Annotated in this window: 22 protein-coding genes, 3 tRNA genes and 3 pseudogenes; 17 read left to right on the forward strand and 11 right to left on the reverse strand. The window is 64.6% G+C overall.

Annotation, left to right across the window (positions count from 1 at the left end; translation table 11 throughout):
* A pseudogene (locus F7R02_RS08120) lies at positions 1 to 106 on the forward strand (IS5/IS1182 family transposase); the annotation flags it as partial.
* Between the two features lie 115 nt (positions 107 to 221).
* Here the strand turns inward: F7R02_RS08120 and F7R02_RS08130 are convergent.
* Both F7R02_RS08130 and F7R02_RS08135 read right to left on the reverse strand, forming a co-directional pair.
* A pseudogene (locus tag F7R02_RS08130) lies at positions 222 to 1445 on the reverse strand (TonB-dependent receptor plug domain-containing protein); the annotation flags it as partial.
* Positions 1446 to 1698: 253 nt separating this feature from the next.
* The gene (locus F7R02_RS08135) at positions 1699 to 2670 is read right to left on the reverse strand and encodes a LysR family transcriptional regulator (protein WP_003481928.1); all 972 of its coding nucleotides are present in this window, start codon (positions 2668 to 2670) and stop codon (positions 1699 to 1701) included.
* Positions 2671 to 3085: 415 nt separating this feature from the next.
* On the opposite strand from F7R02_RS08135, the gene F7R02_RS08145 reads away from it, so the two are divergent.
* The 5 genes from F7R02_RS08145 to fdxA all read left to right on the forward strand — a co-directional run bounded on the left by F7R02_RS08145 (position 3086) and on the right by fdxA (position 7050).
* Positions 3086 to 3718 (forward strand): 2-dehydro-3-deoxy-6-phosphogalactonate aldolase, encoded by a 633-nt coding sequence (locus F7R02_RS08145; RefSeq protein WP_003481924.1) that lies wholly within the window; start codon positions 3086 to 3088, stop codon positions 3716 to 3718.
* A complete protein-coding gene (gene dgoD, locus F7R02_RS08150; RefSeq protein WP_003481922.1) occupies positions 3715 to 4863 on the forward strand; it encodes a galactonate dehydratase in 1149 nt (382 codons plus the stop codon). Before F7R02_RS08145 ends, dgoD begins: the two co-directional genes overlap by 4 nt.
* Positions 4857 to 5768, forward strand: a complete 912-nt coding sequence (locus F7R02_RS08155) for an SMP-30/gluconolactonase/LRE family protein (protein WP_005916575.1) — start codon at positions 4857 to 4859, stop codon at positions 5766 to 5768. Before dgoD ends, F7R02_RS08155 begins: the two co-directional genes overlap by 7 nt.
* Positions 5765 to 6643 (forward strand): 2-dehydro-3-deoxygalactonokinase, encoded by an 879-nt coding sequence (locus tag F7R02_RS08160; protein WP_078588940.1) that lies wholly within the window; start codon positions 5765 to 5767, stop codon positions 6641 to 6643. The genes F7R02_RS08155 and F7R02_RS08160 overlap by 4 nt, the downstream gene beginning before the upstream one ends.
* A gap of 83 nt (positions 6644 to 6726) precedes the next feature.
* On the forward strand, positions 6727 to 7050 hold the full coding sequence (fdxA, locus tag F7R02_RS08165; RefSeq protein ID WP_003481917.1) for a ferredoxin FdxA: 324 nt from the start codon (positions 6727 to 6729) through the stop codon (positions 7048 to 7050).
* A 130-nt stretch (positions 7051 to 7180) separates the two neighbouring features.
* Here the strand turns inward: fdxA and F7R02_RS08170 are convergent, their stop codons facing one another.
* On the reverse strand, positions 7181 to 7699 hold the full coding sequence (locus F7R02_RS08170) for a hypothetical protein (RefSeq protein WP_005916570.1): 519 nt from the start codon (positions 7697 to 7699) through the stop codon (positions 7181 to 7183).
* 16 nt (positions 7700 to 7715) lie between these two features.
* Complete coding sequence (gene dapA / locus F7R02_RS08175; RefSeq protein WP_005919532.1) at positions 7716 to 8624, reverse strand: 4-hydroxy-tetrahydrodipicolinate synthase; 909 nt, start codon at positions 8622 to 8624, stop codon at positions 7716 to 7718.
* Between the two features lie 93 nt (positions 8625 to 8717).
* Between dapA and F7R02_RS08180 the strand changes: the two genes are divergently transcribed.
* From F7R02_RS08180 to F7R02_RS08225, 10 genes and pseudogenes are all read left to right on the forward strand, one after another.
* Positions 8718 to 9344: a glycine cleavage system transcriptional repressor gene (locus F7R02_RS08180; RefSeq protein ID WP_002813792.1), complete on the forward strand. Its 627-nt coding sequence runs from the start codon at positions 8718 to 8720 to the stop codon at positions 9342 to 9344.
* Between the two features lie 11 nt (positions 9345 to 9355).
* Positions 9356 to 9706 carry a ribonuclease E inhibitor RraB gene (locus F7R02_RS08185; protein ID WP_003481909.1) on the forward strand — a complete coding sequence of 117 codons (351 nt, stop codon included), beginning with the start codon at positions 9356 to 9358 and terminating at the stop codon, positions 9704 to 9706.
* Positions 9707 to 9743: 37 nt separating this feature from the next.
* Complete coding sequence (locus tag F7R02_RS08190) at positions 9744 to 10226, forward strand: peroxiredoxin (protein WP_005916564.1); 483 nt, start codon at positions 9744 to 9746, stop codon at positions 10224 to 10226.
* Positions 10227 to 10308: 82 nt separating this feature from the next.
* Positions 10309 to 11706, forward strand: coding sequence for a PhoH family protein (locus F7R02_RS08195; protein ID WP_003481904.1), 1398 nt, complete (start codon positions 10309 to 10311; stop codon positions 11704 to 11706).
* Complete coding sequence (locus F7R02_RS08200; protein ID WP_005916562.1) at positions 11706 to 12188, forward strand: hypothetical protein; 483 nt, start codon at positions 11706 to 11708, stop codon at positions 12186 to 12188. The genes F7R02_RS08195 and F7R02_RS08200 overlap by 1 nt, the downstream gene beginning before the upstream one ends.
* Positions 12189 to 12195: 7 nt before the next feature.
* Positions 12196 to 12899 (forward strand): annotated as a pseudogene (locus F7R02_RS27495) (YoaK family protein).
* 37 nt (positions 12900 to 12936) lie between these two features.
* Positions 12937 to 13746: a bifunctional hydroxymethylpyrimidine kinase/phosphomethylpyrimidine kinase gene (thiD, locus tag F7R02_RS08210; RefSeq protein WP_167520993.1), complete on the forward strand. Its 810-nt coding sequence runs from the start codon at positions 12937 to 12939 to the stop codon at positions 13744 to 13746.
* Entirely contained in the window at positions 13743 to 14624 is an 882-nt protein-coding gene (locus tag F7R02_RS08215) for an alpha/beta hydrolase family protein (RefSeq protein WP_078588942.1), read from the forward strand. Before thiD ends, F7R02_RS08215 begins: the two co-directional genes overlap by 4 nt.
* A gap of 40 nt (positions 14625 to 14664) precedes the next feature.
* Positions 14665 to 14741 (forward strand) — tRNA-Arg (locus tag F7R02_RS08220).
* 95 nt (positions 14742 to 14836) lie between these two features.
* Positions 14837 to 14913: transfer RNA gene (locus F7R02_RS08225), tRNA-Arg, on the forward strand.
* 168 nt (positions 14914 to 15081) lie between these two features.
* On the opposite strand, the gene F7R02_RS08230 is transcribed toward F7R02_RS08225, so the two are convergent.
* Entirely contained in the window at positions 15082 to 16074 is a 993-nt protein-coding gene (locus F7R02_RS08230; protein WP_003481892.1) for a DedA family protein/thiosulfate sulfurtransferase GlpE, read from the reverse strand.
* 44 nt (positions 16075 to 16118) lie between these two features.
* Positions 16119 to 17063 (reverse strand): LysR family transcriptional regulator, encoded by a 945-nt coding sequence (locus F7R02_RS08235; RefSeq protein WP_078588944.1) that lies wholly within the window; start codon positions 17061 to 17063, stop codon positions 16119 to 16121.
* 133 nt (positions 17064 to 17196) lie between these two features.
* Between F7R02_RS08235 and F7R02_RS08240 the strand changes: the two genes are divergently transcribed.
* Complete coding sequence (locus tag F7R02_RS08240) at positions 17197 to 17898, forward strand: pirin family protein (RefSeq protein ID WP_007966758.1); 702 nt, start codon at positions 17197 to 17199, stop codon at positions 17896 to 17898.
* 414 nt (positions 17899 to 18312) lie between these two features.
* On the opposite strand, the gene F7R02_RS08245 is transcribed toward F7R02_RS08240, so the two are convergent.
* The 5 genes from F7R02_RS08245 to recX all read right to left on the reverse strand — a co-directional run bounded on the left by F7R02_RS08245 (position 18313) and on the right by recX (position 25178).
* Positions 18313 to 20271 carry a methyl-accepting chemotaxis protein gene (locus F7R02_RS08245; RefSeq protein ID WP_057681477.1) on the reverse strand — a complete coding sequence of 653 codons (1959 nt, stop codon included), beginning with the start codon at positions 20269 to 20271 and terminating at the stop codon, positions 18313 to 18315.
* 1140 nt (positions 20272 to 21411) lie between these two features.
* Positions 21412 to 21504 (reverse strand) — tRNA-Ser (locus F7R02_RS08255).
* An 83-nt stretch (positions 21505 to 21587) separates the two neighbouring features.
* Positions 21588 to 21800 (reverse strand): carbon storage regulator CsrA, encoded by a 213-nt coding sequence (gene csrA / locus F7R02_RS08260; RefSeq protein ID WP_003481884.1) that lies wholly within the window; start codon positions 21798 to 21800, stop codon positions 21588 to 21590.
* Positions 21801 to 21939: 139 nt separating this feature from the next.
* On the reverse strand, positions 21940 to 24588 hold the full coding sequence (alaS, locus tag F7R02_RS08265) for an alanine--tRNA ligase (protein WP_078588946.1): 2649 nt from the start codon (positions 24586 to 24588) through the stop codon (positions 21940 to 21942).
* A 101-nt stretch (positions 24589 to 24689) separates the two neighbouring features.
* On the reverse strand, positions 24690 to 25178 hold the full coding sequence (gene recX, locus F7R02_RS08270; protein WP_033485316.1) for a recombination regulator RecX: 489 nt from the start codon (positions 25176 to 25178) through the stop codon (positions 24690 to 24692).
* Positions 25179 to 25389 lie beyond the last annotated feature (211 nt).

Below are 25389 nucleotides of genomic sequence, written 5' to 3' on the forward strand. Positions count from 1 at the left end.
CGGCCTGGCCAAAAACACCGCACACGTGCTGACCTTGTTTGCGCTCTCCAATCTGTGGATGAAGCGAAAGCAGTTGCTGCCGGCTATGGGGAGCGTGCGCCTGTAAACCAGGAAATTCCCACGGAAAGCGCCAGAAATGGCGAAATTCCAAAGATTCAAACGCCACTCTTCGGAACGACGCGACATCCCGCACTCTCAGGCCTCGTTATTCAGACCTTCCTGAGGTTGCTGGTGAGCTTGTGGGTAAAGCCGCCGGACAAATCCGAGGTGGTCGTGCTCTGCTGCGCGTAGCGGTTATTGGTGTAGAAGCGCACACCATCGTTGCCGGTGACGTTGCCGCGCCAGGAACTGGATGCCGGCGAGCCACTGACGAAGCGGCCGTCGGCATCGTAGGTAAACTGCGTCCCGGGCGCCGGGCCAATCGCGTTGGTGTCGTCGTTGAAGAACGCCGCACGCTCCTGCCAGTTCATGTCGTAACTGGAGCGCATGTATTGCACGTAGATCTCCGTGTCGTCGCTGGGCCGCCACTGGAACGCGCCGGCCACGCCGTTGCGCTTGCGCTCGAAATCGAGCTGCCGCCAATTGACGCCGCCGGGCACGTAGACCTTGTCGAAGTTGGTGCCTTCCAGCAGCGCCGCATCGGTGCGGCGCACGAACGGCTCGACCTGGATGCCATCGCTGCGCGTGGCCAGTTCCGAATGCGCCACATCCACCATCAAGCCCATCTCGCCGAGGCCGGTATTCCAGCGATCGCTGAAGAGAAACGAGCCCGATGGTTTGTAGGTCTTGCTGAAATCGCCGTAGTTCACGTCGGCGGTCGCACCGATGATCCGGCCCGGCTGGTCGAACGGCATGCGCGTGCGCAGGTTGACCGTGCCGCCCAGACCGCCTTCGATGATCTCGGCCGACGGGTTCTTGTAGACGTCCACGCCCGCCATCAGTTCGGCCGGCACATCTTCGAAGCTCAGGCCGCGTCCGCCGGCCGCGCTGAAGCTGTCGCGGCCATTGAGCTCGCCGCGCACCTGGGTCATGCCGCGAATCATCACGCCGCTGCCTTCGGCAGAGAAGTGATCCGGATCGTTACGCGCCATGAAGTGATCGATGGTCACGCCGCTCACCCGTTGCAGGGTTTCGGTAACGCTGCGATCCGGCAGGGCCCCGATATCCTCGGCGCTGACCGAATCGACGATCTGTTCGGCATCGTGCTTGATCGACTGCGACTTGATCAGGCTAGCGCGCACACCGCGCACTTCCACTGCATCCAGGTCGGTGGCCTTGCTCGCGGTGCTCGAGGAGGCATTCTGGGACGACTGCGCCTGCTGCGCATAGACCGGCGCAGCGAGCAAGAGCCCGATGCTGATGGCCATGGCGGAACGGCGCAACGAAGGCAAACGACGGGCGAGCACGCCCGTACCTGCCGAGGCATGGCTGGAACACTGGTACATCTGAATCCCTCCCAGGACGCAAGACGATTGAACAAGTTGTCGCAACGCAGACGCGCGGCGTGATCACGCAAAAAACGGGCGATGTCGCCCGTCAATTCCCTCCAGCAGGCGGTCTGGCCGCCGATCGCGTGCCCGACGTTACGTGCGCTTCAGCGTGCGATCTGGTTCACACGTATAGGCGCACCACGCAGCGCCAGCCAATGAAAATTTCACAGGCTGCTATTCCACTGCGGAATAGCGATGAGCGCACTGGTCAGGCAAGGGAGTCCGGCACGCGCAGCGCGGGATACAGACGTCGTGCAGTGGTGCGCAACGCCTGCAAAATGCGCTCGGCACCGGGCGGCAGGACGTAATCGCGTCGACGGATGATGCCGAACGATTCCATCCGCACGCCCAGTTCGATCGGCAGCACGGTAAGCAATTTCGCCTGGATCAACGGCGCCACCGATTCCACCGGCAGGGCGGTCAGCATGTCGGTGCCGCGCAGCAGGGTCGAGGTGACCGGCAGCGATGAGGTTTCGATGGCATTGGTCGGCGTCTGCACGCCGTGCTCCATGAACATCGAATCCAGGCGCGCGCGCAACACGCTGTCGGCCGGCGGCAGAATCCAGCCGTGCCGTACCAGATCGGCGTGCTGCAGGCCGGCGCGGCTGGCCAGCGGATGGCCGGCACGCGCGATCACCGAATGCGGCTCGTCGGCCAGCGGCTCGAACTCCAGCTCGCCCACCCCTTCCGGCCCGAGGATGCGCCCGATCACGATATCGAGCTGCCCGTCCAGCAACTTGGCCACCAGCGGACGGCTGTAGTCCATTTCCACACGCACCAGGATGTCCGGAAATTCGCGCTTGACCTCGGCGATGGCCTGCGGCACCAGGTTGGTGCCCGGATTGACCACCGTGCCGATCGAAGCCTGGCCCATGCGGCCGGCGCGCAGCGCGGCGATTTCTTCCTGCGCCCGCCCAATCTCCGACATCGCTGCGCGTGCGCGCCGGATCAGCACGTGGCCATACCAGGTGGGCTCCACGCCACGGGCATGCCGCTCGAATAATTTCACCCCCAGCATGTCTTCCATTTCCGCCAGCAACTTGGACGCGGCCGGTTGCGTCATGCTAGCGGCCTCAGCCGCGCGCAACACCGAGCGCTGTTCGTGCAAATGCAGCAGCAGCAGGAGCTGGCGCGTCTTGAGCCGGGCTGCGTTGAACCAGGGAGTACCGGAATTTGCCATAGCGTGCGGTTGCGACCGTGTATTCGTCGGAGGAATAGAATATGCCGAAAATTTCATTTGCAGCACATATCTCCCCGCGCGAGGCTATCGAACGCCGCAGCAGGAGCCCCTACCTCCCGGGCGCGGTCAGAACAGACGTGACCTGCCCGTCCTCGGGCGGCAACACGCACGCCCTATATGCGGAGGTGGACGACGATGACGGCATCATGCCCGCCGATTGCAGGCCGTAGGACGGCGCATGCGTGTCCAGGTGACGCTCCCTCAAGGTCGGAATCCATCGCCTTGTTCGCCACACGTCCTCCTCCCACGCTGCGCGTCGGCCGCCATGCCACGACACGCAGTCGCGCAGCCTCCCCCGACGTTGCCGGCCCTCCGGCCGCCAACCGCCGCTTTCCGCTCTACCACGAGTAACCGCATGACTTCAGATACCACCGCCAGCCCGTTCGTCCTGCCCCTGGTCGCCATCCTGCGCGGCATCACGCCGGAAGAGACGCTCGACCATGTCGGCGCACTGATCGACGCCGGTTTCGATGCGATCGAAATCCCGCTCAATTCGCCGCGCTGGGAGCAGAGCATCGCGCTGGCGCAGCAGACCTTCGGCGCGCGCGCCTGGATCGGTGCGGGCACGGTGTTGCGCAACGAAGATGTCGACACCCTGGCCGAGATCGGTGCGCGCTTCATCGTTACGCCGAACACGCGGCCATCGCTGATCCGTCATGCGGTGTCGCGCGGCCTGACCGTGGTGGCCGGTTTCGCCACCGCCAGCGAGGCGTTCGACGCCATCGACGCCGGCGCAACCATCCTCAAGCTATTTCCGGCAGCGACCTATGGCGCCGCGCATGTGCGCGCGCTGCGCTCGGTGCTGCCCACGCACATCCCGGTCTATGTGGTGGGCGGCGTCAGCCCGCAGACCCTGGCCGGCTTCGTTGCCCAGGGCGCCGCCGGCGCCGGCATCGGTGGCGAACTGTACAAACCCGGCCAATCGCTCGAAACAACCCAGACGCATGCACGCGCCTTTGTGCAGGCCTACCAGGAACTGCAAGGATGAAGATCACCCGCCTCACCACCTACCACGCTGCACCGCGCTGGCTGTTCCTCAAGGTCGAGACCGACGAGGGCATCACCGGCTGGGGAGAGCCGGTCATCGAAGGCCGCGCGCGTTCGGTGGAGGCCGCCGTGCACGAACTGGCCGGCTATGTCGTGGGCAAGGATCCGGCGCGCATCAACGACCTGTGGCAAACCCTGTACCGCGCCGGCTTTTATCGCGGCGGCGCCATCCTGATGAGCGCCATCGCCGGTATCGACCAGGCGCTGTGGGACATCAAAGGCAAGGCGCTGGGCGTGCCGGTGTACGAATTGCTGGGCGGGCTGGTGCGCGACCGCATGAAGACCTATCGCTGGGTCGGCGGCGACCGCCCGGGCGCGATCATCCAGCAGATCACCGACTACCGCGCGCTGGGTTTCGACACCTTCAAGTTCAACGGTACCGAAGAAATGAAGCTGATCGACAGCGCGCGCGCAGTCGATGCGGCGGTGGTCAAGGTGGCTGAAATTCGCGAAGCCTTCGGCAACACCATCGACTTCGGCATCGATTTCCATGGCCGCGTCGGCGCGCCGATGGCCAAGGCGTTGTTGCGCGAGCTCGAACCGTTCAAGCCCCTGTTCGTCGAGGAGCCGGTGCTGGCCGAACAGGCCGAGTATTACCCGCGTCTGGCCGCAAGCACTTCGATTCCGCTCGCCGCCGGCGAACGCATGTTCTCGCGCTTCGAATTCAAGAACGTGCTGTGCGCCGGTGGCATCGGCATGGTGCAACCGGACCTGTCGCATGCCGGCGGCATCACCGAATGCGTCAAGATCGCCGCGATGGCCGAAGCCTACGACGTCGGCTTCGCACCGCACTGCCCGCTCGGCCCGATCGCACTCGCCGCATGCCTGCACGTGGACTTCGTTTCGCACAATGCCGTGCTGCAGGAACAGAGCATCGGCATCCACTACAACGAAGGCGCGGATCTGCTCGATTACGTCGTCAACAAAGACGATTTTCACTGCGTGGATGGCAGCATTGCCGCACTGCCCAAACCCGGGCTCGGTGTGGAGATCGACGAAGAGATGCTCAAGCGCGCAAACGAAAACCCGCCCGACTGGCGCAACCCGGTATGGCGCCACAGCGATGGCAGCATCGCCGAATGGTAAGCACGCCCGAACACACCGCCGTGCTGGCGGTCGACAGCCGCTGCACACATGGCGAAGGCGTGCTGTGGTGCGAGCAGCGCCAGGCGCTGTACTGGGTCGACATCAGCGAAAAACGCCTGTGGCGGCACCATCCGGCCAGTGCGCACACGCGCCACTGGACATTGCCCGACCGTCCCGGCTGCATCGGCTTGATGGACGATGGCCGCGTGCTGATCGCGCTGGCCAAGGCGATCGGCATTGTCGATCCGGACACCATCGAAGAAGACGTGCTGCCCTTCGAAAAACTGGCGGACGTGGAAGCGGACAACCCGCTTACGCGCAGCAACGATGGCCGCGTCGACCGGCATGGCAATCTGGTGTTCGGCACCATGGACGAACACGACAGCAAGGCCGCGCGCGGTGCGTTCTACCAATTTTCGCTGAAGCACGGCTTGCGCGCCCTTCCGCTGCCGGGTGTGTCCATTCCCAATTCGATCTGCTTCAGCCTCGACGGCCGCACCATGTATTACTGCGATTCGGTGCGCCCGCAGATCCTGTGCTGCGATTACGACCCGGAGACTGCACAAACCAGCAACACGCGCGTGTTCACCAGCCTGGACCGCGATGACGCCGAGCCGGACGGCTCGATCATCGACAGCGAAGGTTACCTGTGGAATGCACAATGGCGTGCGTCGCGCGTGGTGCGTTATCGCCCCGATGGCAGCGCGGAGCGCGTCGTGCAGCTGCCGGTCAAGCACCCTACCTGCAGCGCCTTCGGCGGTGCAGCGCTGGATAGACTGCACGTGATCTCCTCGCGTCTGGACCACAGCGCCGATGAGCTGGCCCGCATGCCCGAGGCCGGCAGCCTGTTCGTCTGCGACCTCGCCATCGCCGGCCTGCCCGAAACTCGGGTGGCGAGCGCGTGATCGCCATCGATTGGGGCACCAGTAGCCTGCGCGGCTATCTGCTCGGTGCCGACGGCAAGGTCCGTGCGCAGCGCCGCGGTAGCGACGGCATCCTGGCCTGCCAGGGTCGCTTCGACGAAGTGCTGGCTGGCCTGATCGATGGCTGGGACGGCCCGCTGCTGCTCTCGGGCATGATCGGCAGCCGCAATGGCTGGGTCGAGCAACCCTACCTCCCCTGCCCGGCCGACACCGCCGCGCTCGCCCAGGCGATGCGCTGCTACGACGCGCTGTTGCCGGGCCGCGCGCTGTGGTTCGTGCCTGGCGTCAGTACCGGCGAACAGACCGGCGTGCCCGATGTGATGCGCGGCGAAGAAACCCAACTGGTCGGGCTGATCGCCGCGCTCGGCGACGGCGCGCATGTCGCCTGCCTGCCCGGCACGCACAGCAAGTGGGCGCGGATCGCCAACGGCCAGCTCACAGGTTTCGCCACGGTCATGACCGGCGAGTTGTACGCCGTGCTGCGTCGGCACAGCATCCTCGGCAAGCTGATGGATGACGACCACGCTGCGCTGGACGCTGACGCATTCCTCAAAGGTGTCGATCGCAGCAACGACCCTGGCGGCCTCAGCCACCACCTGTTCGGCACCCGCACGCTCGGCCTGTTCGAACGCCTGTCCTCGGCGGCGCTGCCGTCCTACCTCTCGGGCGTGCTGATCGGCCACGAACTTCGCGAGCACCGCGGCGGTCACGCCACTGTGCATCTGGTCGGCAGCCCCGCCCTGGCCCAGCGCTACGCACTGGCGCTGCAGCACCTGGGCGTCGAAAGCCGGCTGCATCCGGAAGATCTGGCTGCGGCAGGGTTGTTCGCGCTGGCCAGGCAGCGCGGGCTGGCCTGACAGGCCAGCAGCAAAAACGCCGACAACTCCACACCCATCACGCGACTGCTTTAGAATTGGAAGGCTAAACGCCGGATTCCGCCATGCCTTTTGTTGTCACCGAAAACTGCATCAAGTGCAAATACACCGACTGCGTCGAGGTTTGTCCGGTGGATTGCTTCCACGTCGGGCCGAACTTCCTGGTCATCGACCCGGACGAGTGCATCGACTGCACCCTGTGCGAGCCGGAATGCCCGGCCAACGCGATCTATCCCGAAGACGACGTGCCAGCGGGCCAGGAAGCCTTCGTGGCGCTCAACGCCGAGCTCGCCAAGGCCTGGCCGGTGCTGACCGTGCGTCAGGAGCCGGCACCGGATGCCGCCGAATGGGATGGCAAGCCCAACAAATTGCCGCTGCTGCAGCGCTGAGCTGCATGACCGGGCGCGGCCCGGAGCCGCACCGCTGCCGCACCTCACAATGCAGTTGCCATCAACTCCGCACTAACGCAAAACGGGCGCCCAAGGCGCCCGTTTTGCTATCCAGCAAACCGCACCGGCCTCAGCCGCCCAGCTTGCCCTTGAGCGCAGCGATCACCGCCACCGGCGCTGCCGCCGTCGCCGGCATGCCACGTGGGTCCACGGCCGACACGTAACTGCCGGCGTCGACCTTGACCACGCGCACCAGGAAGCTGGAACCCTCGTAGCTCACGTCATAGGAACCGAGCATCTGCGCCTTGCTGGCGATGGTCAGGCCGGGGATGTCGGCCAATGCCGCGCCCACCTTGCCGAACACCTCGTCGCGCTCGCCCGGCACGGTAAACCCGCTATTGGCGCTTGCCGACGGCGGCGTGTTGGTCTGCTGCTGGGTGGTCGAAGCCAGCGTCGGCACCTTCATCGCACCGGAGGTGTCGGGCAGGTTCAGATCCGGCGGCACTTCCAGTGGGCGGGCTTCCGGGGCCAGCGCATAGTCGCCGCGCGCGCCCTTGTGAAACCAGCTGCAACCGCTCGTGGCAGCGACGGTGGCGGTCGCCAGCAACGCGAGCGACAGCACGCGGACGGGGGAAACGGAATGACGCATCGATAGATCTCCTGGGTCAGGCCGCGAGCATTTCGCGGCTGGAAAGCGCTTCCAACGCAATGGCGTCGGCGGCAAGGCGGTCGGCGGCAGGCTGGTGCGCCGCAGAAAGAGGCAGCAGCGGCAAGCGCAGGCCGTGGCCGATCCCGGCGCGCTGCAGCAGCGCCTTGACCGGGATGGGATTGGATTCGATTCCGCAGAAGCTGTGGTATTCCCTCAGCCGCGCGTCCCAGGCAGCGGCAGCATCGCGCTGGCCATCGCGGGCCAGATCGCACAGGCGCCGGTACGCCGCCGGCAAGGCGTTGGAGGCGACCGAGATCAGCCCGGCAGCGCCGGACAGCATCGCGTGCGCCGCGCTGCCGTCGTCGCCGCTGAGCACCACAAAACTGTCGCTGCGCAAGGCCACCAACGCGGCGACGCGCTCGGGTTCGCTACGCGCTTCCTTGATACCGACGATGTTCGGATGGCCCACCAGCTCGGCCACCGTCTCCGGCAGCAGGTCGCAGCCGGTGCGGCCCGGCACGTTGTACAGCACCACCGGCAGGCCACCTTCATCGGCCACCGCTAGAAAGTGTGCCTTCAACCCGGCCTGGGTCGGACGCACGTAGGGCGGCGTCACCACCAGCGCGTACTGCGCGCCTAGCGCTGCAGCGCGACGGGTCTGCGCAATGGTCTTTGCCGTCCCGGACAAGCCGGTGCCGGCCAGCACCGGCACGCGACCGGCCACCTGCGCCGCGGCAGCGCGCAGTAGGGTGTCGTATTCGTCGTCGCTCAATGCCGCCGCTTCGCCGGTGGAGCCGGCAACCACGAGTCCCTGCACGCCACCGTGCAACTGCTGCTCCAGCAGCCGCCGCCAGGCATCCAGGTCGAGTGCGCCATCGGGACCGAAGGGGGTCGCCAGCGCGGTGATGATGCCGGAAAGGGACAAGATTCTGCTGCTCTTACGTGACAGGAAAAGGCCCGCGCACGCGCGGGTTGCGACCGCCTGCATGTTACTTGCGGCGCGAAACCACGGGCAAGTATGCTGGTCACCGCCAGGGCGCCTGCCCGGGCGGCCATTCAGCCTGATGCAATGCCGGAAGCCCCTTTGACCGACTCTACACCCCGGCCTTCGCCGACCGAAAATCACCTCCTGATCAACGCCTACACGACGCATCCGGAGTCCCCCCTGTTGCCCGTCACTCGCCGCATCGCCGACAGCGGTTGCAATCTCGTGGACGCCCGTCTGGCCACGGTGGGGCGCGACGTCTCGGTCACCGCACTGGCAACCGGCTCCTGGGATTCGGTCGCCAAGCTCGAAGCCATGCTGACCCGGCTCGAACGCGAGGAAGGTCTCAAGCTGGTGTGGTATCGCACCGGCCCCAAGCAGACCCAGTCCAACCTGCTGCCCTACATCGTCGAAGTGATCGCCGCCGACAAGCCGGGCATCCTGTTCCAGCTTGCCGATTTCTTCGACCGCCAGGGCATCACCATCGAAAACCTGCAAAGCACCCGCTACCGCGCCATGCAGACCGGCGCGGAGATGTTTTCGGCGCAGGTGACGATCGGCGTGCCGGCCAACATGCACATCGCCGCCTTGCGCGATGATTTCCTGGAATTCTGTGATCACCTCAATCTCGACGCGATCATGGACCCGATGAAGTTCTAAGGCACCAACCAATGGCCATCGCGATCTCTGCGCTAAAACAGATGTTCGACCACATCCGCTCGGAGACCGATTGGAATCTCGACGGTCCGCTGCGCTGGGAATACTTCTTCGCCGATCCCGCGCAGGAGCCGCTGCAGAAACTCGCCGAGCAACTGACCCAGGACGGCTATCGCGTCATCGACATCTTCCTCGGCGAACGCGACGAAGACGATGGCGACGACGAAGAGTCGTACTTCCTGCATGTGGACAAGAAAGAACACCACACCATCGAGTCGCTGAATCAGCGCAATGCGCAGTTCGACGCACTTGCCAAACGCTTCCATGTGGCTGCTTATGATGGGATGGACGTCGGCCCGGCATGACCGCGCCGTACGCCCCTCCACTTTGGGCTGAGCAACGATGACCGACGCTGTATTCGAACTCCCTGCTGCAACCTTCGACCTGCCGCTGGCGCTGTCCGGCGGCACCCAGACCACCCTGCGCGACTATGCCGGCAAATGGCTGGTGCTGTACTTTTATCCGAAAGACAGCACGCCCGGCTGCACCACCGAAGGCCTGGACTTCAACGCCTTGCTGCCGCAGTTCAAAAAAGCAGGTGCGATGGTGCTGGGCGTCTCGCGCGATTCGGTGAAGTCGCACGACAACTTCTGCGCCAAGCAAGGCTTCACCTTCCCGTTGATCAGCGACAGCGATGAAGCGCTGTGCCGCGCCTTCGACGTGATCAAGGAAAAGAACATGTACGGCAAACAGGTGCTCGGCATCGAGCGCAGCACCTTCTTGCTGTCGCCCGAAGGGCATGTCGTGCTGGAATGGCGCAAGGTCAAGGTCGCCGGCCATGCCGAGGCCGTGCTGGCCGCAGTAAAGGCGCACGCCAAACAGTGACATCCCTCGCTTCCCGCGTCCTCCATCACCCTGCAGCTGCAGGCGTGATGGCTCGCCCCTGCTCCATCACTTGGAAGACCCAATGACCCGAGGCAAGCGCATCTACGTGCTGGACACCAACGTGCTGATGCACGATCCCACCGCGCTGTTCAAGTTCGAGGAACACGATGTGTTCCTGCCGATGCAGGTGATCGAGGAGCTCGACAACGCCAAGAAGGGCACCTCCGAAGTCAGCCGCAATGCACGCCAGGTCAGCCGTTTCCTGGACGAATTGCTGGAAAACACCAACGCCGAGCAAATCCAGGCCGGCATCCTGCTCAGCCATCCGCAGGGCATCCAGCTTAAAGGTCAGGCCGCGATCGGCCGGCTGTTTTTCCAGATCAAGCCGATCGATCCGGGCCGGACCTTCGGCGAAATGCTGCCGGACAACAAGATCCTGGCCTCGGTGCTGGCGCTGCGCGAAGAAAATCCGGATGTGCCGGTCATCCTGGTGTCCAAGGACATCAACCTGCGCATCAAGGCCTACATCAGCGGCCTGGTCGCCGAGGACTACCAAAACGACCGTGCGCTGGACGATTTCAGCCTGCTGTTCACCGGCGCCATCGAGCTGCCGGAAGATTTCTGGCAGAAGCACAACGAAGATCTGCGCAGCTGGAACGAACGCGGCCGCACCCATTACGAAATCGTCCTGGCCGAGGACGAAGACTGGTATCCGAACCAGTACCTGTACCTGCCCGGCGAAGACGAGGTGGAGCTGCGCGTGGCCAAGGTTGGCGGCGGCAAGGCCACCCTGTGCCTGGTCGACGATTTCCGCAGCGGCCAGCATGCGGTCTGGGGCATCGTGGCGCGCAACCGCGAGCAGAATTTCGCGCTCAACGCGCTGATGGACCCGGAGATCGACTTCGTCACCCTGCTCGGTACCGCCGGCACCGGCAAGACCTTGCTCGCACTGGCTGCAGGCCTGGCGCAGACCATGGACCAGCAGCGTTACCGGGAAATCATCATGACCCGCGCCACCGTCAGCGTGGGCGAAGATATCGGCTTCCTGCCCGGTACCGAAGAAGAAAAGATGACGCCGTGGATGGGCGCACTGACCGACAATCTGGAAGTGCTCACGCACAACCAGGAGGGTGGCTCGTGGGGCCGAGCGGCCACCAACGACCTGCTCGCCAGTCGCATCAAGATCCGCTCGATGAACTTCATGCGCGGCCGCACCTTCCTGTCGCGGTATCTGATCCTGGACGAGGCGCAAAACCTCACGCCCAAGCAGATGAAGACGCTGATCACCCGTGCCGGCCCCGGCACCAAGATCGTGTGCCTCGGCAACGTCGAACAGATCGACACCCCCTACCTCACCGAAACCACTTCGGGGCTGACCTACGCGGTGGATCGCTTCAAGGCGTGGCCGCATAGCGCGCACATCACGCTGCGTCGCGGCGAGCGCTCGCGTCTGGCCGACTTCGCTTCGGAGGTGTTGTGATGCGCGCATATCGCGGCGCGGCGGCGCTCGCCGCGATCGCGCTGGCCGGTTGCGCCAGCACGCAGGGGCCATCCAGCGTGCCGACCAATCTCAAGAACGGACAGTCCTGGATCATCACCCGGCAGAGCGTGGCCGAACAGGTGGTGCAGACCTGCTCGCGCGACAGCCCGGCGCGGCATCCAGGCCGGATCAGCGGCTATTGGGCGCCAAGCCATCAGCAGATCGAACAGCTCGAAGCGCGGCAGGATGCGTTGACGCCCACCATTGCCGAGCCGCGCGAGTTCGACCGCCAATACGTGGGTGTGGTGATCCAGGGCCAGCAGTTGATCTACATCAACGCGTTCAAGCTCCCCAACGACCCGCCGGTGAAACCGGCGAGGGAAGCGATCCAGGTCTGCGACGGCGGCAGCATGTTCTGGGGCGCGCTGTACGACCCGCAGACCGGCGCGTTCTCGCAGATTGCAATCAACGGTAGCCCCTGAACCCGAGATGGGAATCCTGCTGCCGCGCTGGGTCTGGATTGGCGCGGTGGCATTGTCGGCCGTGGCCGGCATGGTCAATGTGGTGGGCTACCTGGGCTCCGAGCACCAGGTGGTCAGCCACCTCACCGGCACGACCAGTCTGCTTGGCGTTGCCCTGGCGCAAAACACCGCACCGGACATCGGCTTTCTCTGCGGCGTCCTCATCGCCTTCTGCGCAGGCGCCATGCTCAGCGGACTGATCATCGAACAGGCGCCATGCTCAGCGGACTGATCATCGAAGACGATGTCTTGCGGCTTGGACAGCGCTACGGCGCCGCGTTGCTGCTCGAGGCGCTGCTGTTGCTGGGCGCGATTGCACTGTTCAAGTTGCATCATGTCGGCGGCGTCCTGTGCGCCGCTGGCGCCTGCGGCCTGCAGAATGCGATGGCGACCACCCTCAGCGGTGCAGCGGTCCGCACCACGCATTTGAGCGGCATGTTCACCGACCTGGGCATCGGCCTGGGGCACCTGCTGCGCGGGCGTCCGCTGCAGGTGCGGCGCCTCACGCTGAGCGCGCTGATCATCAGCGGTTTTCTCGGCGGCAGCATCCTCGGAACCTTGCTGTTCCAGCGCTGGCAGTACGACGCGCTCTACCTACCCGCCAGCCTCACCGGATTGACCGGCGCCGGTTATGTCGCCTACCTGCAATGGCGCCGCTGGCGCACAGGATGATGCGCACATCCTCCGGCCAGCAGTGCAGAATCGCCACATGACTACGCCCAGTACGCTGTCCGCATTGAGCATCGCCGGCTCCGACTCCGGGGGCGGCGCCGGCATCCAGGCCGACCTCAAGACCTTCGCCGCGCACCGCGTGCACGGGTTGTCGGCGATTACCGCATTGACCGCGCAACACACCCGCGCCGTCACCGCCGTGCATCTTCCACCGTTGTCGTTTTTGCAGGCGCAGGTGGACGCCTGCTTTGCCGATTTCGAGATCCAGGCGGTCAAGCTCGGCATGCTGGCCAATGCCGACGTCATTCATTGCGTGGCCGACCTGCTTGAGCGATATCGCCCACCGTTCGTAGTGCTCGACCCGGTGATGGTATCCACCAGCGGCGCGCGCCTGCTCGAAGATGCGGCACTGGATGCGCTGCGCACGCGCTTGCTGCCGCTGGCCACCCTGGTCACCCCCAACACGCCCGAGGCCGAGTTGCTGACCAGCCGCCGCATCGACAGCGCCGACGCCGCCGAACATGCCACCGCCGCCTTGCTCGACCTGGGCGCCAACGCCGTGCTGCTCAAGGGCGGACATCTGCACGAAGGCGCACGCGTGCTCGACCGCTTCGATGACGGCGTGACCCAGGATGTGTTCATGCACCCGCGCCTGCAGGTCGATGCGCACGGCACCGGCTGCAGCCTGTCGGCAGCCATCGCCGCGCAGCTGTGCCAGGGCCTGTCGCTGCTCAATGCCTGCGAGGCAGCGATCGATTACGTTGCCCGCGCTATCCGCCTCGGCCAACGCCCCGGCCACAGCGATGTGCTGGTGCTCGACCACTTCGGCGCCGCGTCCGGCGCATGAGCGTGCAGACCGACACCCTGCTCGCCAGCGCTGCAGATGGGCATCGCTGGCAGGTCATCCGTTGCGCACCGCCGCACCCGACGACAACGCTGCTGTGGCTGCCGGCATTGGGCGTGGCAGCGCGGCATTACCAACCCTTCGCGCAGGCGCTCGCGTCCACCGGCGTTGCGGTGTATCTGCACGAATGGCGCGGCAATGGCAGCAGCACGCTGCGCCCGTCGCGTGAGCACGATTGGGGCTATCGCACGCTGCTTGCAGACGACCTTCCCGCCAGCCACGCCCTGCTCGATATCCACGACCCGCAGCTGCCGCGCATGGTCGGTGGACACAGCCTTGGCGGTCAGCTCGCGTGCTGCTACGCCGCGCTGCATCCGGTGCAATTCGCTCAGCTCTGGCTGGTGGCCAGCGGCTCGCCGTACTGGCGCAATTTTCCCGTCCCCATGCGTTACGGCCTGCCCTTGGCGTTTCGGTTGTTGCCATGGCTGGCGCGCAGGCAGGGCGTACTGCACGGGCGCAAGCTCGGTTTTGGCGGCACCGAAGCACGCAGTCTGATTGCCGATTGGGCACAGGTCGGCCGCAGCAATCGCTATCGCGCGGCAGGCGCGCCATGGGATCTGGAACAGGCGCTGGGCCAACTGCGCGTGCCGATCCGCGCAGTCACCCTTGCGCGCGACACGTGGGGCCCAGCAGATGCGCTGCGCGCATTACTCGACAAGATGCCGCAAACACACCCACACCATGTGCGATTGGACGATGTGCACCTCGGCGCACGCAGCGATCATTTCGCCTGGATGAAAACGCCTGCGGCCGTGGTCGCTGCGCTGCGTCGCGCGCCTGACCACGACCGCAACGACGCTGGAATTTCACAAAGGGATTGACGGACCCGTCGCTCATCCGCATAATTCCGCTCCTGACGAGGCGCCCGTAGCTCAGTTGGATAGAGTACCTGGCTACGAACCAGGCGGTCGGGAGTTCGAATCTCTCCGGGCGCACCATCCTCAGAACAAGAAGAAGACAGCACTCACGCGCTGTTTTTAAGTTAAAAAGATCCGATCGCCCCGCGTCAGATCTGCAAGTCAAAACAAGATATGCGCCCGTAGCTCAGTTGGATAGAGTACCTGGCTACGAACCAGGCGGTCGGGAGTTCGAATCTCTCCGGGCGCACCAATCTTGAAGAAAACGACCAGCTTGCTGGTCTTTTTTTTACCCGTCGTTTCTGCCGAAGCAGACGCTGGTGCGCAGTGCGTTGCATTGCAGTGCGCCGTTCCGTCGGGCGATGCCGATCTCTCAGCAGAACGCGCGCCGCCGTCACCGCACGCACCGCCTCCCGCGCAATCAGGCCGTGGCAGCAGCAGCGTTCGCGTCGGCAACCACCGTCACCGGCACCAGCGATGTCACCGGGTGCCCGGCATCGCGCCATGCGTCCAGACCACCCAGCAGTGGCCGCACATCGCGGTACCCGCGCTCGCGCATCCGCGCAGCCAGCCATGCTGCAGACACCTCGTCCGGACACGCACAGTAGATCACCACGCTGCGATCGCGCGGCACGCTGGCAAGGATCTGCGCCAGCTGACGCTCGTCGGCGAACACGGCGCCAGGAATGGTGTATGGCTGCAACTGGCGATAGCCCGGGGCACGGATATCCAGCACGGTCGGCCGCAGGCTTTCTTCGCCGGCCAGCAACGGCACCAACTCGTCTACCGCGATGCGCGCATGCTCCAGCGATCGCAACAGGCTCTGCCGTCGCCACCAGCGCCAACCGACATAGCCGGCCAGCAACGCGGCCAAGACCACGATCGCGCCCGCGCCGAGTTCGGACAGCAAGGCAAGCACGTCCTGCACCTGAGGCGCGAACGCAGCACCCACACTCAAGCCGACCAATGCCCACAACGATGCACCGACGGCGTCGTATCGCAGGAACGCCGCAGGACGTACCCGCATTGCCCCGGCCATCGGCACCGAGACCATCGACAGGCCCGGCACGAACTTGGCGACCGCCAGCACGCGCACGCCCCAGCGCGAAAAAAAGCGCTCGGTCTGTTTCATGCAGCTGTCGCGCGACAACGACAGCCGACACAGCGACTGCAAGGTGCGGTTACCGAAGCGGCGACCGGCCAGATACCAGACCAGATCGCCCAAGAGACTTGCCGCGACAGAGACCGCCAACGCTGCAAGCCCGGCCAGCCAGGCATCGCTGCCACCTTGCAACGCATAGCTGGCGCCGACCAGCACCAGGGTCGGCAACGCTGGCACCGGCAGCCCGAGCGACAACGCCAGCACGTTGGCGAACACCAGCGCCAATCCGTACTGTTCGATCAAGCCTTGCATGCGACGACCCTGCGCGATGGCGGGCGACCATTATCCGTCTTCCCTCACAGCGGCGACTGCCCGGCAGCGACGGAACGATACGTTGCGGCCAAGGCGTGCAACCAGCGCTCGAACAGGCCCTCGCTGCGCAAGGCACGTCGCCACCAGCTCAATGCCTCCCCCTCTTCGCCCGGCCGCCATGCCAGATAAAAGGTTTCGTCGGGCTTGCGGGTTTCCACCTGCACCTCGCGTAGCCGGCCTTCCTGCAGCGCCCCGCGCGCATACGGCTCGGGCAGAAAGCCGTAGCCGACGCCGGCCAATTGCAGCAGCAGCTTGGTGCGCATGTCGGGCACGGTGAGCACATCGCGTCCGGAGAGCAGCCCGACCGTGCGCGGCAGCAGGCGCCGCGCCGAATCCGCCACTGCGATCGCACGGTGTTCGGCCAACTCGGCCGCGCCCAGCAGGCCGGCATTCGCCAGCGGAGAGGTGGATGCCACGGCAAACACGAACCGCAACGTGCCGATCGGCTCGGCCACATAGCCGCCACCGCTGGGCCCCTCGCCCGCCGCCACGATCAGGTCCACGCGCCTGTCCAGCAGCGCCTCCCAACTGCCCGACAACGACTCGCTCAGCACACGCAGCCGCGTACTGTCGGCCACGGTGTAGAAGTCCAGGATCTGCGACTGCAGCAAGGCCGCAGGCAGCACCGCATCCAGCCCGATCGCAAACTCCGACTCCCAGCCGGAAGCCACGCGCCGCACCCGCACCTCCAGCTCTTGCGCGGCATGCAGCAAGTGGCGTCCCTCGCGCAACAGCTCGCGGCCAGCCTGGGTAGGCGTGGCCTTCGGCCCCACCCGCTCGAACAGCTGCACGCCCAGATCCTCTTCGAGTTTGGACACCGTGTAGGAAATCGTCGAAGGCACCTTGAACAGCACCTTGGCCGCGGCAGCGAACGAACCACGCCGGTCGATGGCATCCAGGATCTGCAACGCTTCCAGGCTGATTTTCATCGTTCGAAATTTTCGATGGTAAAGGCCAAATCTACTCGCTTTTTGTGGCGAAGATAGAGGCGGAGACTACGCATCAAGCCGCTGGACCCGATTCCTTCCAGCGCCAATTTCGAACCTTTCAAGGAGAAGCAGCATGTTGAATGTCCGCAAGAGCGAAACACGTGGCCGCGCCGAACATGGCTGGCTGTCCTCACGCCACACCTTCTCCTTTGCCAGCTATCACGACCCGCGCCACATGGGCGTTGGCCCGCTGCGGGTGATCAACGAGGACAAGGTGCAGCCAGGCGAAGGCTTCGGCACCCACGCGCACCGCGACATGGAGATCATTTCCTACGTGCTGGGCGGCGCGCTGGAGCACAAGGACAGCATGGGCACCGGCTCGGTCCTGCATTACGGCGACGTGCAGCGCATGAGCGCCGGCAGCGGCGTGACTCACAGCGAGTTCAATCACTCGGCCAGCGAGCCCGTGCACTTCCTGCAGATCTGGGTAATGCCCGAGCGTGCCGGCATCGAGCCGAGCTACGAAGAAAAGCACTTCGATGCCGACAGCAAGCGCAATCAACTGCGCCTGATCGCCTCGCCAGGCGGCGACAACGGCTCCCTGCGCCTGCACCAGGACGCACGCCTGTATGCCTCGATCCTGGATGGCCAGGCGCGTCTGCAGCAGCCGCTGGCCGAAGGCCGCATCGGCTACGTGCAGGTGGCGCGTGGCAGCCTGAGCGTCAATGGGCAGGCGCTGTCGGCTGGCGACGCGGTGCAGATCGTCGGCGAGCCGGAAATCGTGCTGGCCGATGCACGCGATGCCGAAGTACTGGTGTTCGACCTGCCCAAGTAAGCGTCCAGGGCGGGCTGGATGGCGTACCTGCCAGGATTGGCGTGCGATGCGCTGGCCAGTGCCGAAGCAAACAAAGCCCGCGTACGCGGGCTTTGTCTTGTGCGCAGTCTCGTGGAGCTGGCCAGCCGTGACGTGGCAGCTCATGGCAGGCGACTTATATCCTGCAGCTTGGCAGCCAATAGCCGCGAGACGCAAAATGCCACTCGCGCTGCGGGTTGCGCGCTCTGCGATGTGTGAGTTGCCAATTGCAGCTCGCCCCATCATCGCGACGGTCTGTATGTCATCGCAGCGGCGCTGATGGCAGCGAACGCCCCAGCATCGCAGGTTCGGCCACTTGCGCCGAGATCCACTACAAGGAAGTGCAGGATCTAAGGGAACATCACGATCTCGCGTGCGGGACGCAGTCAACCATCATCACGCCACCTTCGCTGTCGCGCGCCGCGCAGCCTGCGCATCGACCTGCACTGGCGCGCGATCCGCCCCGCCATCCGCATCGCCATTGACCAAGGCGAACAGCGCATCCGCATCGCCTTCCAGCACGCGCGCCGAACGCGCCAAGTCGCCCACCATCTGCGCCTGGTCGCGCGCCTGCACGCCGATCGACTGCAACGCGGTATTGGCGCTGGAAATGTCCAGCGCCTGATCATGGCTGGCGGCGGCGATCTGCTCCACGGTCGCAGTGACGCGCAGGACCGACGTCACCATGTCCTGCATCACCACACCGGCCTGTTCGGCCAGGCGCGAGCCATCGCCGACCTGATCGGTCGCGTTGTCGATCAGGGACCGGATCTCCCTAGCCGACACGCTGCAGCGCTGCGCAAGGCTACGCACTTCGGTCGCCACCACCGCAAAACCGCGCCCCTGTTCGCCCGCACGCGCCGCCTCGACCGCAGCGTTCAGGGCCAGGATGTTGGTCTGAAACGCGATGCCGTCGATCACCTCGATGATCTGACCGATGCGGTCGGTCGCCGAGCGGATGCCGGCGGTGGTCTTGACCACATCGGCAATGACGTCGGCACCGCGCCGCGCCACCGTGGCCGAGTCTTCGGCCATGCGCCGCGCCGAACCGGCATTCTCGGAATTGGCCCGCACCGTTGCGGCCAGCTGATCGATCGTGCTCGAGGTCTGCGCCACCGCAGCAGACTGCGTAGACACGCGACTGACCAGCTCCTGGTTGCTCACGGAAATATGGTGCGCCTCGCGCTGCACGTTCTGCGCAATGCTCATGGTCTGCAGCATCAAATCGCGCATCCGTTCGGCCGAACGCACCTGGTCGGTGACGTCGGTTGCGTATTTGACCACCTTGTAGGGTCGCCCGGAGACGTCCAGGATCGGGTTGTAAGAAGCCTGGATCCATACCGTGCTGCCATCCTTGCGCAGTCGGCGATAACGTCCCGCATCGAACTGGCCGCTCGCCAGTTTTGCCCAGAACTGCCGGTACTCCTCGGACGCGCAGTAGGCCGCATCGACGAACACGCTGTGGTGTTGGCCGATCGCCTCGGCCGCCGGATACCCCATGATGGTCAGGAAGTTTTCGTTTGCACCGAGCACGTTCCCTTGCAGGTCGAACTCGATCACCCCCATGACCTTGTCGATCGCCCGGATACGCCCGTCCGCATCGGCCGAATCGATCACCTGGCGGGTCACGTCGGTGGCGTACTTGACCACCTTGTACGGTCGCCCATGCTCATCGAGCACCGGGTTGTAGGACGCCTGGATCCACACCTCCCTGCCGTCCTTGCCGATGCGCCGATAGCGGCCCGCATCGAAGGCACCGCGCCCGAGCGAATCCCAGAACGCGCGATACGCAGCCGATTGGCGCGTGCCGGCATCGACGAACATGCCATGGTGCTTGCCGCGAATCTCCTCGAGCCGGTAGCCCATCACGTGCAGGAAATTCTGGTTGGCCGCGAGCACGGTGCCGTCCAGCGAAAACTCGATGACCGCCATCACCTTGTCGATGGCGTCGATGCGCCCCTCGAAGTCGGCTGTCTGGCGTACCTGCGCAGTGATGTCGGTGGCGTACTTCACCACGCGATATGCCTTGCCGGATCGATCCAGCAACGGGTTGTAGGAGGCATTGATCCACACCTCGTGCCCGCGCTTGTCCAGCCGGCAGAAGCGCCCGGCATTGAAGTCGCCGCGCCGCAGCCCTTCCCAGAAGTGCCGATAGCTTTCGCTGTCGCGATCTGCGGCCGTCACGAACATGCGGTGGTGCTGACCGACCACTTCGTCCAGCCGATACCCCATCAGGGCCAGGAAGTTCGAGTTTGCATCCAGAATGCGACCGTCCAGATCGAACTCGATCACCGCCATCACCCGGTCCACCGCTGCGACCTTGTGTTGCAGCCCGCGCCCCCAGAAGGAGAACACACGTCCAAGCAGGTGCGATAGGCGCATCACGTCAACATCCGAGATATGGTTCACGTCCTTAGCGACCCATGCGCCGGTTACTTGACCCCCACCACGTACCGCATCTACAAGGCGGTTCAGATGCGTAAGGCAGCGGTGACGCGCTCTGGCGCGAAGCGGTAATGGCACTGGCCCTGAGTTGCCTTTATGGCAGCCCGGGCAGGCGATCCAACGGGGTGCAAGACCTCAATGGCTGCGCTGCCAGCCTCGACTGCCGAATATCGATAGGCACTTCACGCCGGGTCTTCGACCCTGGTTCTGGCTTTGGTTGGTTTTGGTTTTGATCCTTATTCCTGGATGGTTCGCTGGAGTGCAGTGGCGCATCGCTCCAGTTGCAGCAGCGACAGATCCAAACGCTGCACTCTCGCGCGCAGGATCAGCGCCTTCGTACGCCACCCGCCTGCATGCACAAGACGGCAAAAACCCGGAGTGCCCAAGACGCCATCAATACGAGGCTCATTACTGACGTCGATGCGCCTGGCTCGATGCGCTGCACGGCGCGTTGGCGTACGCGACACTGGAGAGTGCTGCTTCGCCGGGTGTCGCGCCCTCTCCGCAAGCGCATGCCACCAACCATGCCGATGGAATGACATGTCAGAGATGCGCCGAAATCCGGCGGAGGGGCAGCGAGCAAGCAGGAAGCGACCTCTTCGCAACGCGACAAGGAAGCTCACACTCGCGCTGCAGGCGCCTAACGCGTCACTATCGACTGTCGAGCGATGCGAGCAAGACCAGGGCCTTCGCTAGCTGGCAACTCTCATGCTTGAGATGCAGCCGGTGAGAGACGCAAAGAATCGTCACTAGCCTCCGGCTAGCAACCGAGCTCGGAGGCGATACTCCCTGAAGCGCTGTGGCCGCTGGCGACGCGCGCACAGCGCGCCCCTTTCGCCGTACTCACTGATGGCCTGAGTACTGTTGGCAGGAGTGTGCTCCAGGGCGTCTGCAGCGTTGAACCAACGCCAGCGAGCACCCACGGATATCGCAGAATTCGACGACACGCCTTGCCGCAGGCGACGCTCTCAAGCAGTATCGCCTTCTCGACGAACCCGCAGCACAAATAAAAACGCCCGCAAATCAGTGATTTGCGGGCGTTTAGAACACTGGCGGAGCGAGAGGGATTCGAACCCTCGATAGAGCTTTTGACCCTATACTCCCTTAGCAGGGGAGCCCCTTCAGCCACTCGGGCATCGCTCCAGTTTTTGCTGCCTGCCGCGATGTCCGTGGCAGGCCGCGAAGAATACCGGGTAAGAGGGGCTAACGTAAACCCTTGACAACGATCAATTCGAAGAATCGTCACCGTGATGTGCGCCGGAAGCGACCGGCTCATCCCCACGCTGGATGCGCTGATAGATTTCTTCGCGATGCACAGCCACATCCTTGGGTGCGGTGATACCGATGCGCACCTGATTGCCCTTGACGCCGAGAACGGTCACGGTGACCGAGTCGCCGATCATCAAGGTTTCGCCTACCCGGCGAGTGAGGATCAACATTTTGCAAATCTCCTGGAACCGGTGGATTTCCCACCAGCATCGACGGCCTCCTGAGTGAGACGCGCCCTACGTAAAGGGAATAGACCAGAAATGGTAGCGGGACATCCTGCTAGCCAGCAAGGCATAGCAGGACAAGTGTTCAGCCCAAGTGTTGCTTGACCCAGAAGGGGACACCGTCGAGTGCGGTCGCAAGGGCGGGCCCGTCCTCGCCACCACCCTGGGCGAGATCCGGACGGCCACCGCCCTTGCCGCCGATCTGACTGGCGATGTGGCCGAGGAGTTCCCCTGCCTTCACCTTGCCAGTTGGGCTGCCGTTCACGCCAGCGACAAGCGCCACCTTGCCGCCCGAAGCACCAGCCAGCACGATCACTGAATCGCCGAGCTGTTGCTTCAGGCGATCCATCGCATCGCGCAGCGCCTTGGCATCGAATCCCTCCAGACGCACCGCGACAACCTTGACTCCGGCAACATCAATTGCACGAGCGCCCAGATCCGCAGTCGCACCCGACGCCAGCTTGGCCTTGAGCGATTCCAGCTCGCGCTCCAGCCGCTTCTGACGCTCGGTCAGCGCGCGCACCTTATCCACCACCTCGGTGGTGTTGCCGCCGAGCAGATTGGCTGCTTCGAGCAGGCGACGTTCCTCGTCAGCCACGTAGTCCAGCGCGCCCTGCCCGGTCACTGCTTCGATACGGCGCACACCCGACGACACGCCACCTTCGGAGGTGATCTTGAACAAACCGATGTCGCCGGTGCGGGTGACGTGGGTACCGCCACACAATTCGGTGGAATAGCCGCCCATCTTGAGCACGCGGACGTTTTCTCCGTACTTCTCGCCGAACAGCGCCATCGCGCCGAAATCCAGCGCCTCCTGCATGGCCATGTTGTGCACTTCCACGCCATGGTTGGTGCGGACCTCAGCATTGACCTTGCGCTCGATCACAGCGAGCTCGTCAGCAGTGATCGGCTGGAAGTGCGAGAAGTCAAAGCGCAGTCGATCAGGCGCGACCAGCGAGCCCTTCTGTTGCACATGCGTTCCCAGTACTTCGCGCAGGGCTGCGTGTAGCAGGTGGGTGGCCGAATGGTTGAGGATGGTTTTGCCGCGACGTTGCGTATCGATCCCGCCGGCAAGCACATCACCAAGCGCGAGCGCACCTTCGCTGATGCGACCCACATGCCCATGGAACTGGCCGGCGAACTTCTGCGTATCGGCAACTTCGACCGACACGCCGGGGCCGCTCAGCTGGCCGCTGTCGCCGACCTGGCCACCCGACTCGGCGTAGAACGGCGTGCGATCGGTGAACACGATCACCTCATCACCCGCTTCCGCACGTTCGACCGGGCGGCCCTGCCTGAGAATGGCCACGACCTTGAGGGCGTCGGCATCGTACGCTTCGTAACCCAGAAACACGGTCGGCGACATGCTGGCGACCAGGTCCGCCGGCAATGCGACGCCGCCGCCGAACTTGCCAGCCGCACGCGCGGTCTCGCGTTGACGCTCCATCGCGAACTCGAAGCCCTCCATGTCCACGCGCATGCCGCGCTCGCGCGCGATGTCGGCAGTCAGATCGACCGGAAAGCCGTAAGTGTCGTACAGCCGGAACGCGTCGGCGCCCGGGATGATGTCCTGCGAGCGCGATGCGACCTCGTCGAAGATCTTCATGCCGGCGTCCAGTGTCTCGGCAAAGCGCTCTTCTTCGGCCAACAGCGCGCGCGCCACCGTGTCTTTCGCCACCACCAGCTCGGGATAGGCCTCGCCCATCAGCTCGACCAGCGTGGGCACCATCTTGCTGAAAAACGGCTGGCGCACGCCCAACATCCAGCCATGGCGCAGCGCACGCCGGATGATCCGACGCAGCACATAGCCGCGCCCTTCATTGGAGGGCAGCACGCCATCGACGATGAGGAAGGAGCAGGCGCGGATGTGATCGGCGATCACTCGCAGCGACTTGTTCTCCAGATCGGCGACGCCGGTCAGCGCACTGGCCTTGCCGATCAACGTCTGGAACAGGTCGATTTCATAGTTGGTATGGACGTGCTGCAGGATCGCAGCCAGACGCTCCAGACCCATGCCCGTGTCCACGCACGGCGCCGGCAGCGGCACCAGGGTGCCGTCGGGCTGGCGATCGAACTGCATGAAGACCAGGTTCCAGATCTCGATGAAGCGGTCACCATCTTCATCCGGCGACCCCGGCGGGCCACCGGCGATGTGATCGCCGTGGTCGAAGAAGATTTCGGTACAGGGGCCGCAGGGGCCGGTATCGGCCATCTGCCAGAAATTGTCCGAGGCGTAAGGCGCACCCTTGTTGTCGCCGATGCGCACGATGCGGCTTTCCGGGATGCCGATCACGTCGCGCCACAACGCAAAGGCTTCTTCGTCGGTGTGGTAGACCGTGACCAGCAGACGGTCGGCCGGCAGCTTCCAGACCTGGGTCAACAGTTCCCATGCCCAGGCGATGGCGTCCCTCTTGAAGTAGTCGCCAAACGACCAGTTGCCGAGCATTTCGAAGAAGGTATGGTGGCGCGCGGTGTAGCCCACCGAGTCCAGATCATTGTGCTTGCCACCGGCACGCAGGCAGCGCTGCACGTCCGCGGCACGCACGTAGCTACGCTTCTCCGCGCCGAGGAAGACGTCCTTGAACTGGACCATGCCGGAATTGGTAAAGAGCAAGGTGGGGTCGTTGCCCGGCACCAGCGGCGCGGATGGCACGATGGTGTGGCCCTTCCCCTCGAAGAACGCGAGGAAGTCACTACGGATCTGGGAAGTGCTGAATTTGGCAGGTGCGTTCATGTGCTGGCATTGGGCGGGCGGCAGTCCCGGTCACCCAATGAAATGTGGGCGCAGATGAGCGGAACAACCTGAAACCACGAAGGGTAGCAGGCCTGACGCCCTCAGTCCTCAAGGTCGAAGCGCGTGGCGGCGCGAATGCTGTTGCCTTCGAAACCCCGCCGGGCCAGCAGATCGGCGGCCTTGCGCCGCTGCGGAAGGTCGGTTGGGCCTTGTTCGCCAAACCGACGGCGGATCAGGTCGCGCGCGTTTTCGGTCCAATCCCCTTCGAAGGCCGCCAAGGCAGCACTGATGGCCTCGCTATCCAGGCCATGGGTTCCGAGCTCGGCACGAATATGCAGCGGGCCATAGCCCGAACCGGCGCGATTGCGCACGACTGCAGCAGCGAAGCGGGTGTCGTCCTGCCATCCCTCGTCCGTGAGCCGATCGACAGCCGCTTGCACCGCATCTGGCTCGATCCCGCGGGCCAGCAGCTTGCGGTTCAATTCCTTGCGCGAATGTTCGCGCCGCACCAATAGGCCGAGTGCGCGCTGGACCGGCGTCTGTTCCTTGAACCGGCGCCCCCGCTTTGGTGCAGGCTCTTGCTCGTCCATCGTTGAGGTGTCCCGAATCGCCAAAATCAGTTACGACATCAATGCGCCGTCCATGGCGCCTGCCCTCCTGGCCTTCGATAGATCTACCGCGAGAAGCGACAGCACTGACTCCGCCGTCCTCGCGATAGAAAAACTTCAAACACGCTCGAACCTGTTGCACAGCGCCGGGCTGACGTGGGTGGCAATGGAGCGGCCACGAATCGCGCGAGGT

The sequence above is a fragment of the Xanthomonas cissicola genome (assembly GCF_008801575.1).
GTDB classification, from domain to species: domain Bacteria; phylum Pseudomonadota; class Gammaproteobacteria; order Xanthomonadales; family Xanthomonadaceae; genus Xanthomonas; species Xanthomonas cissicola.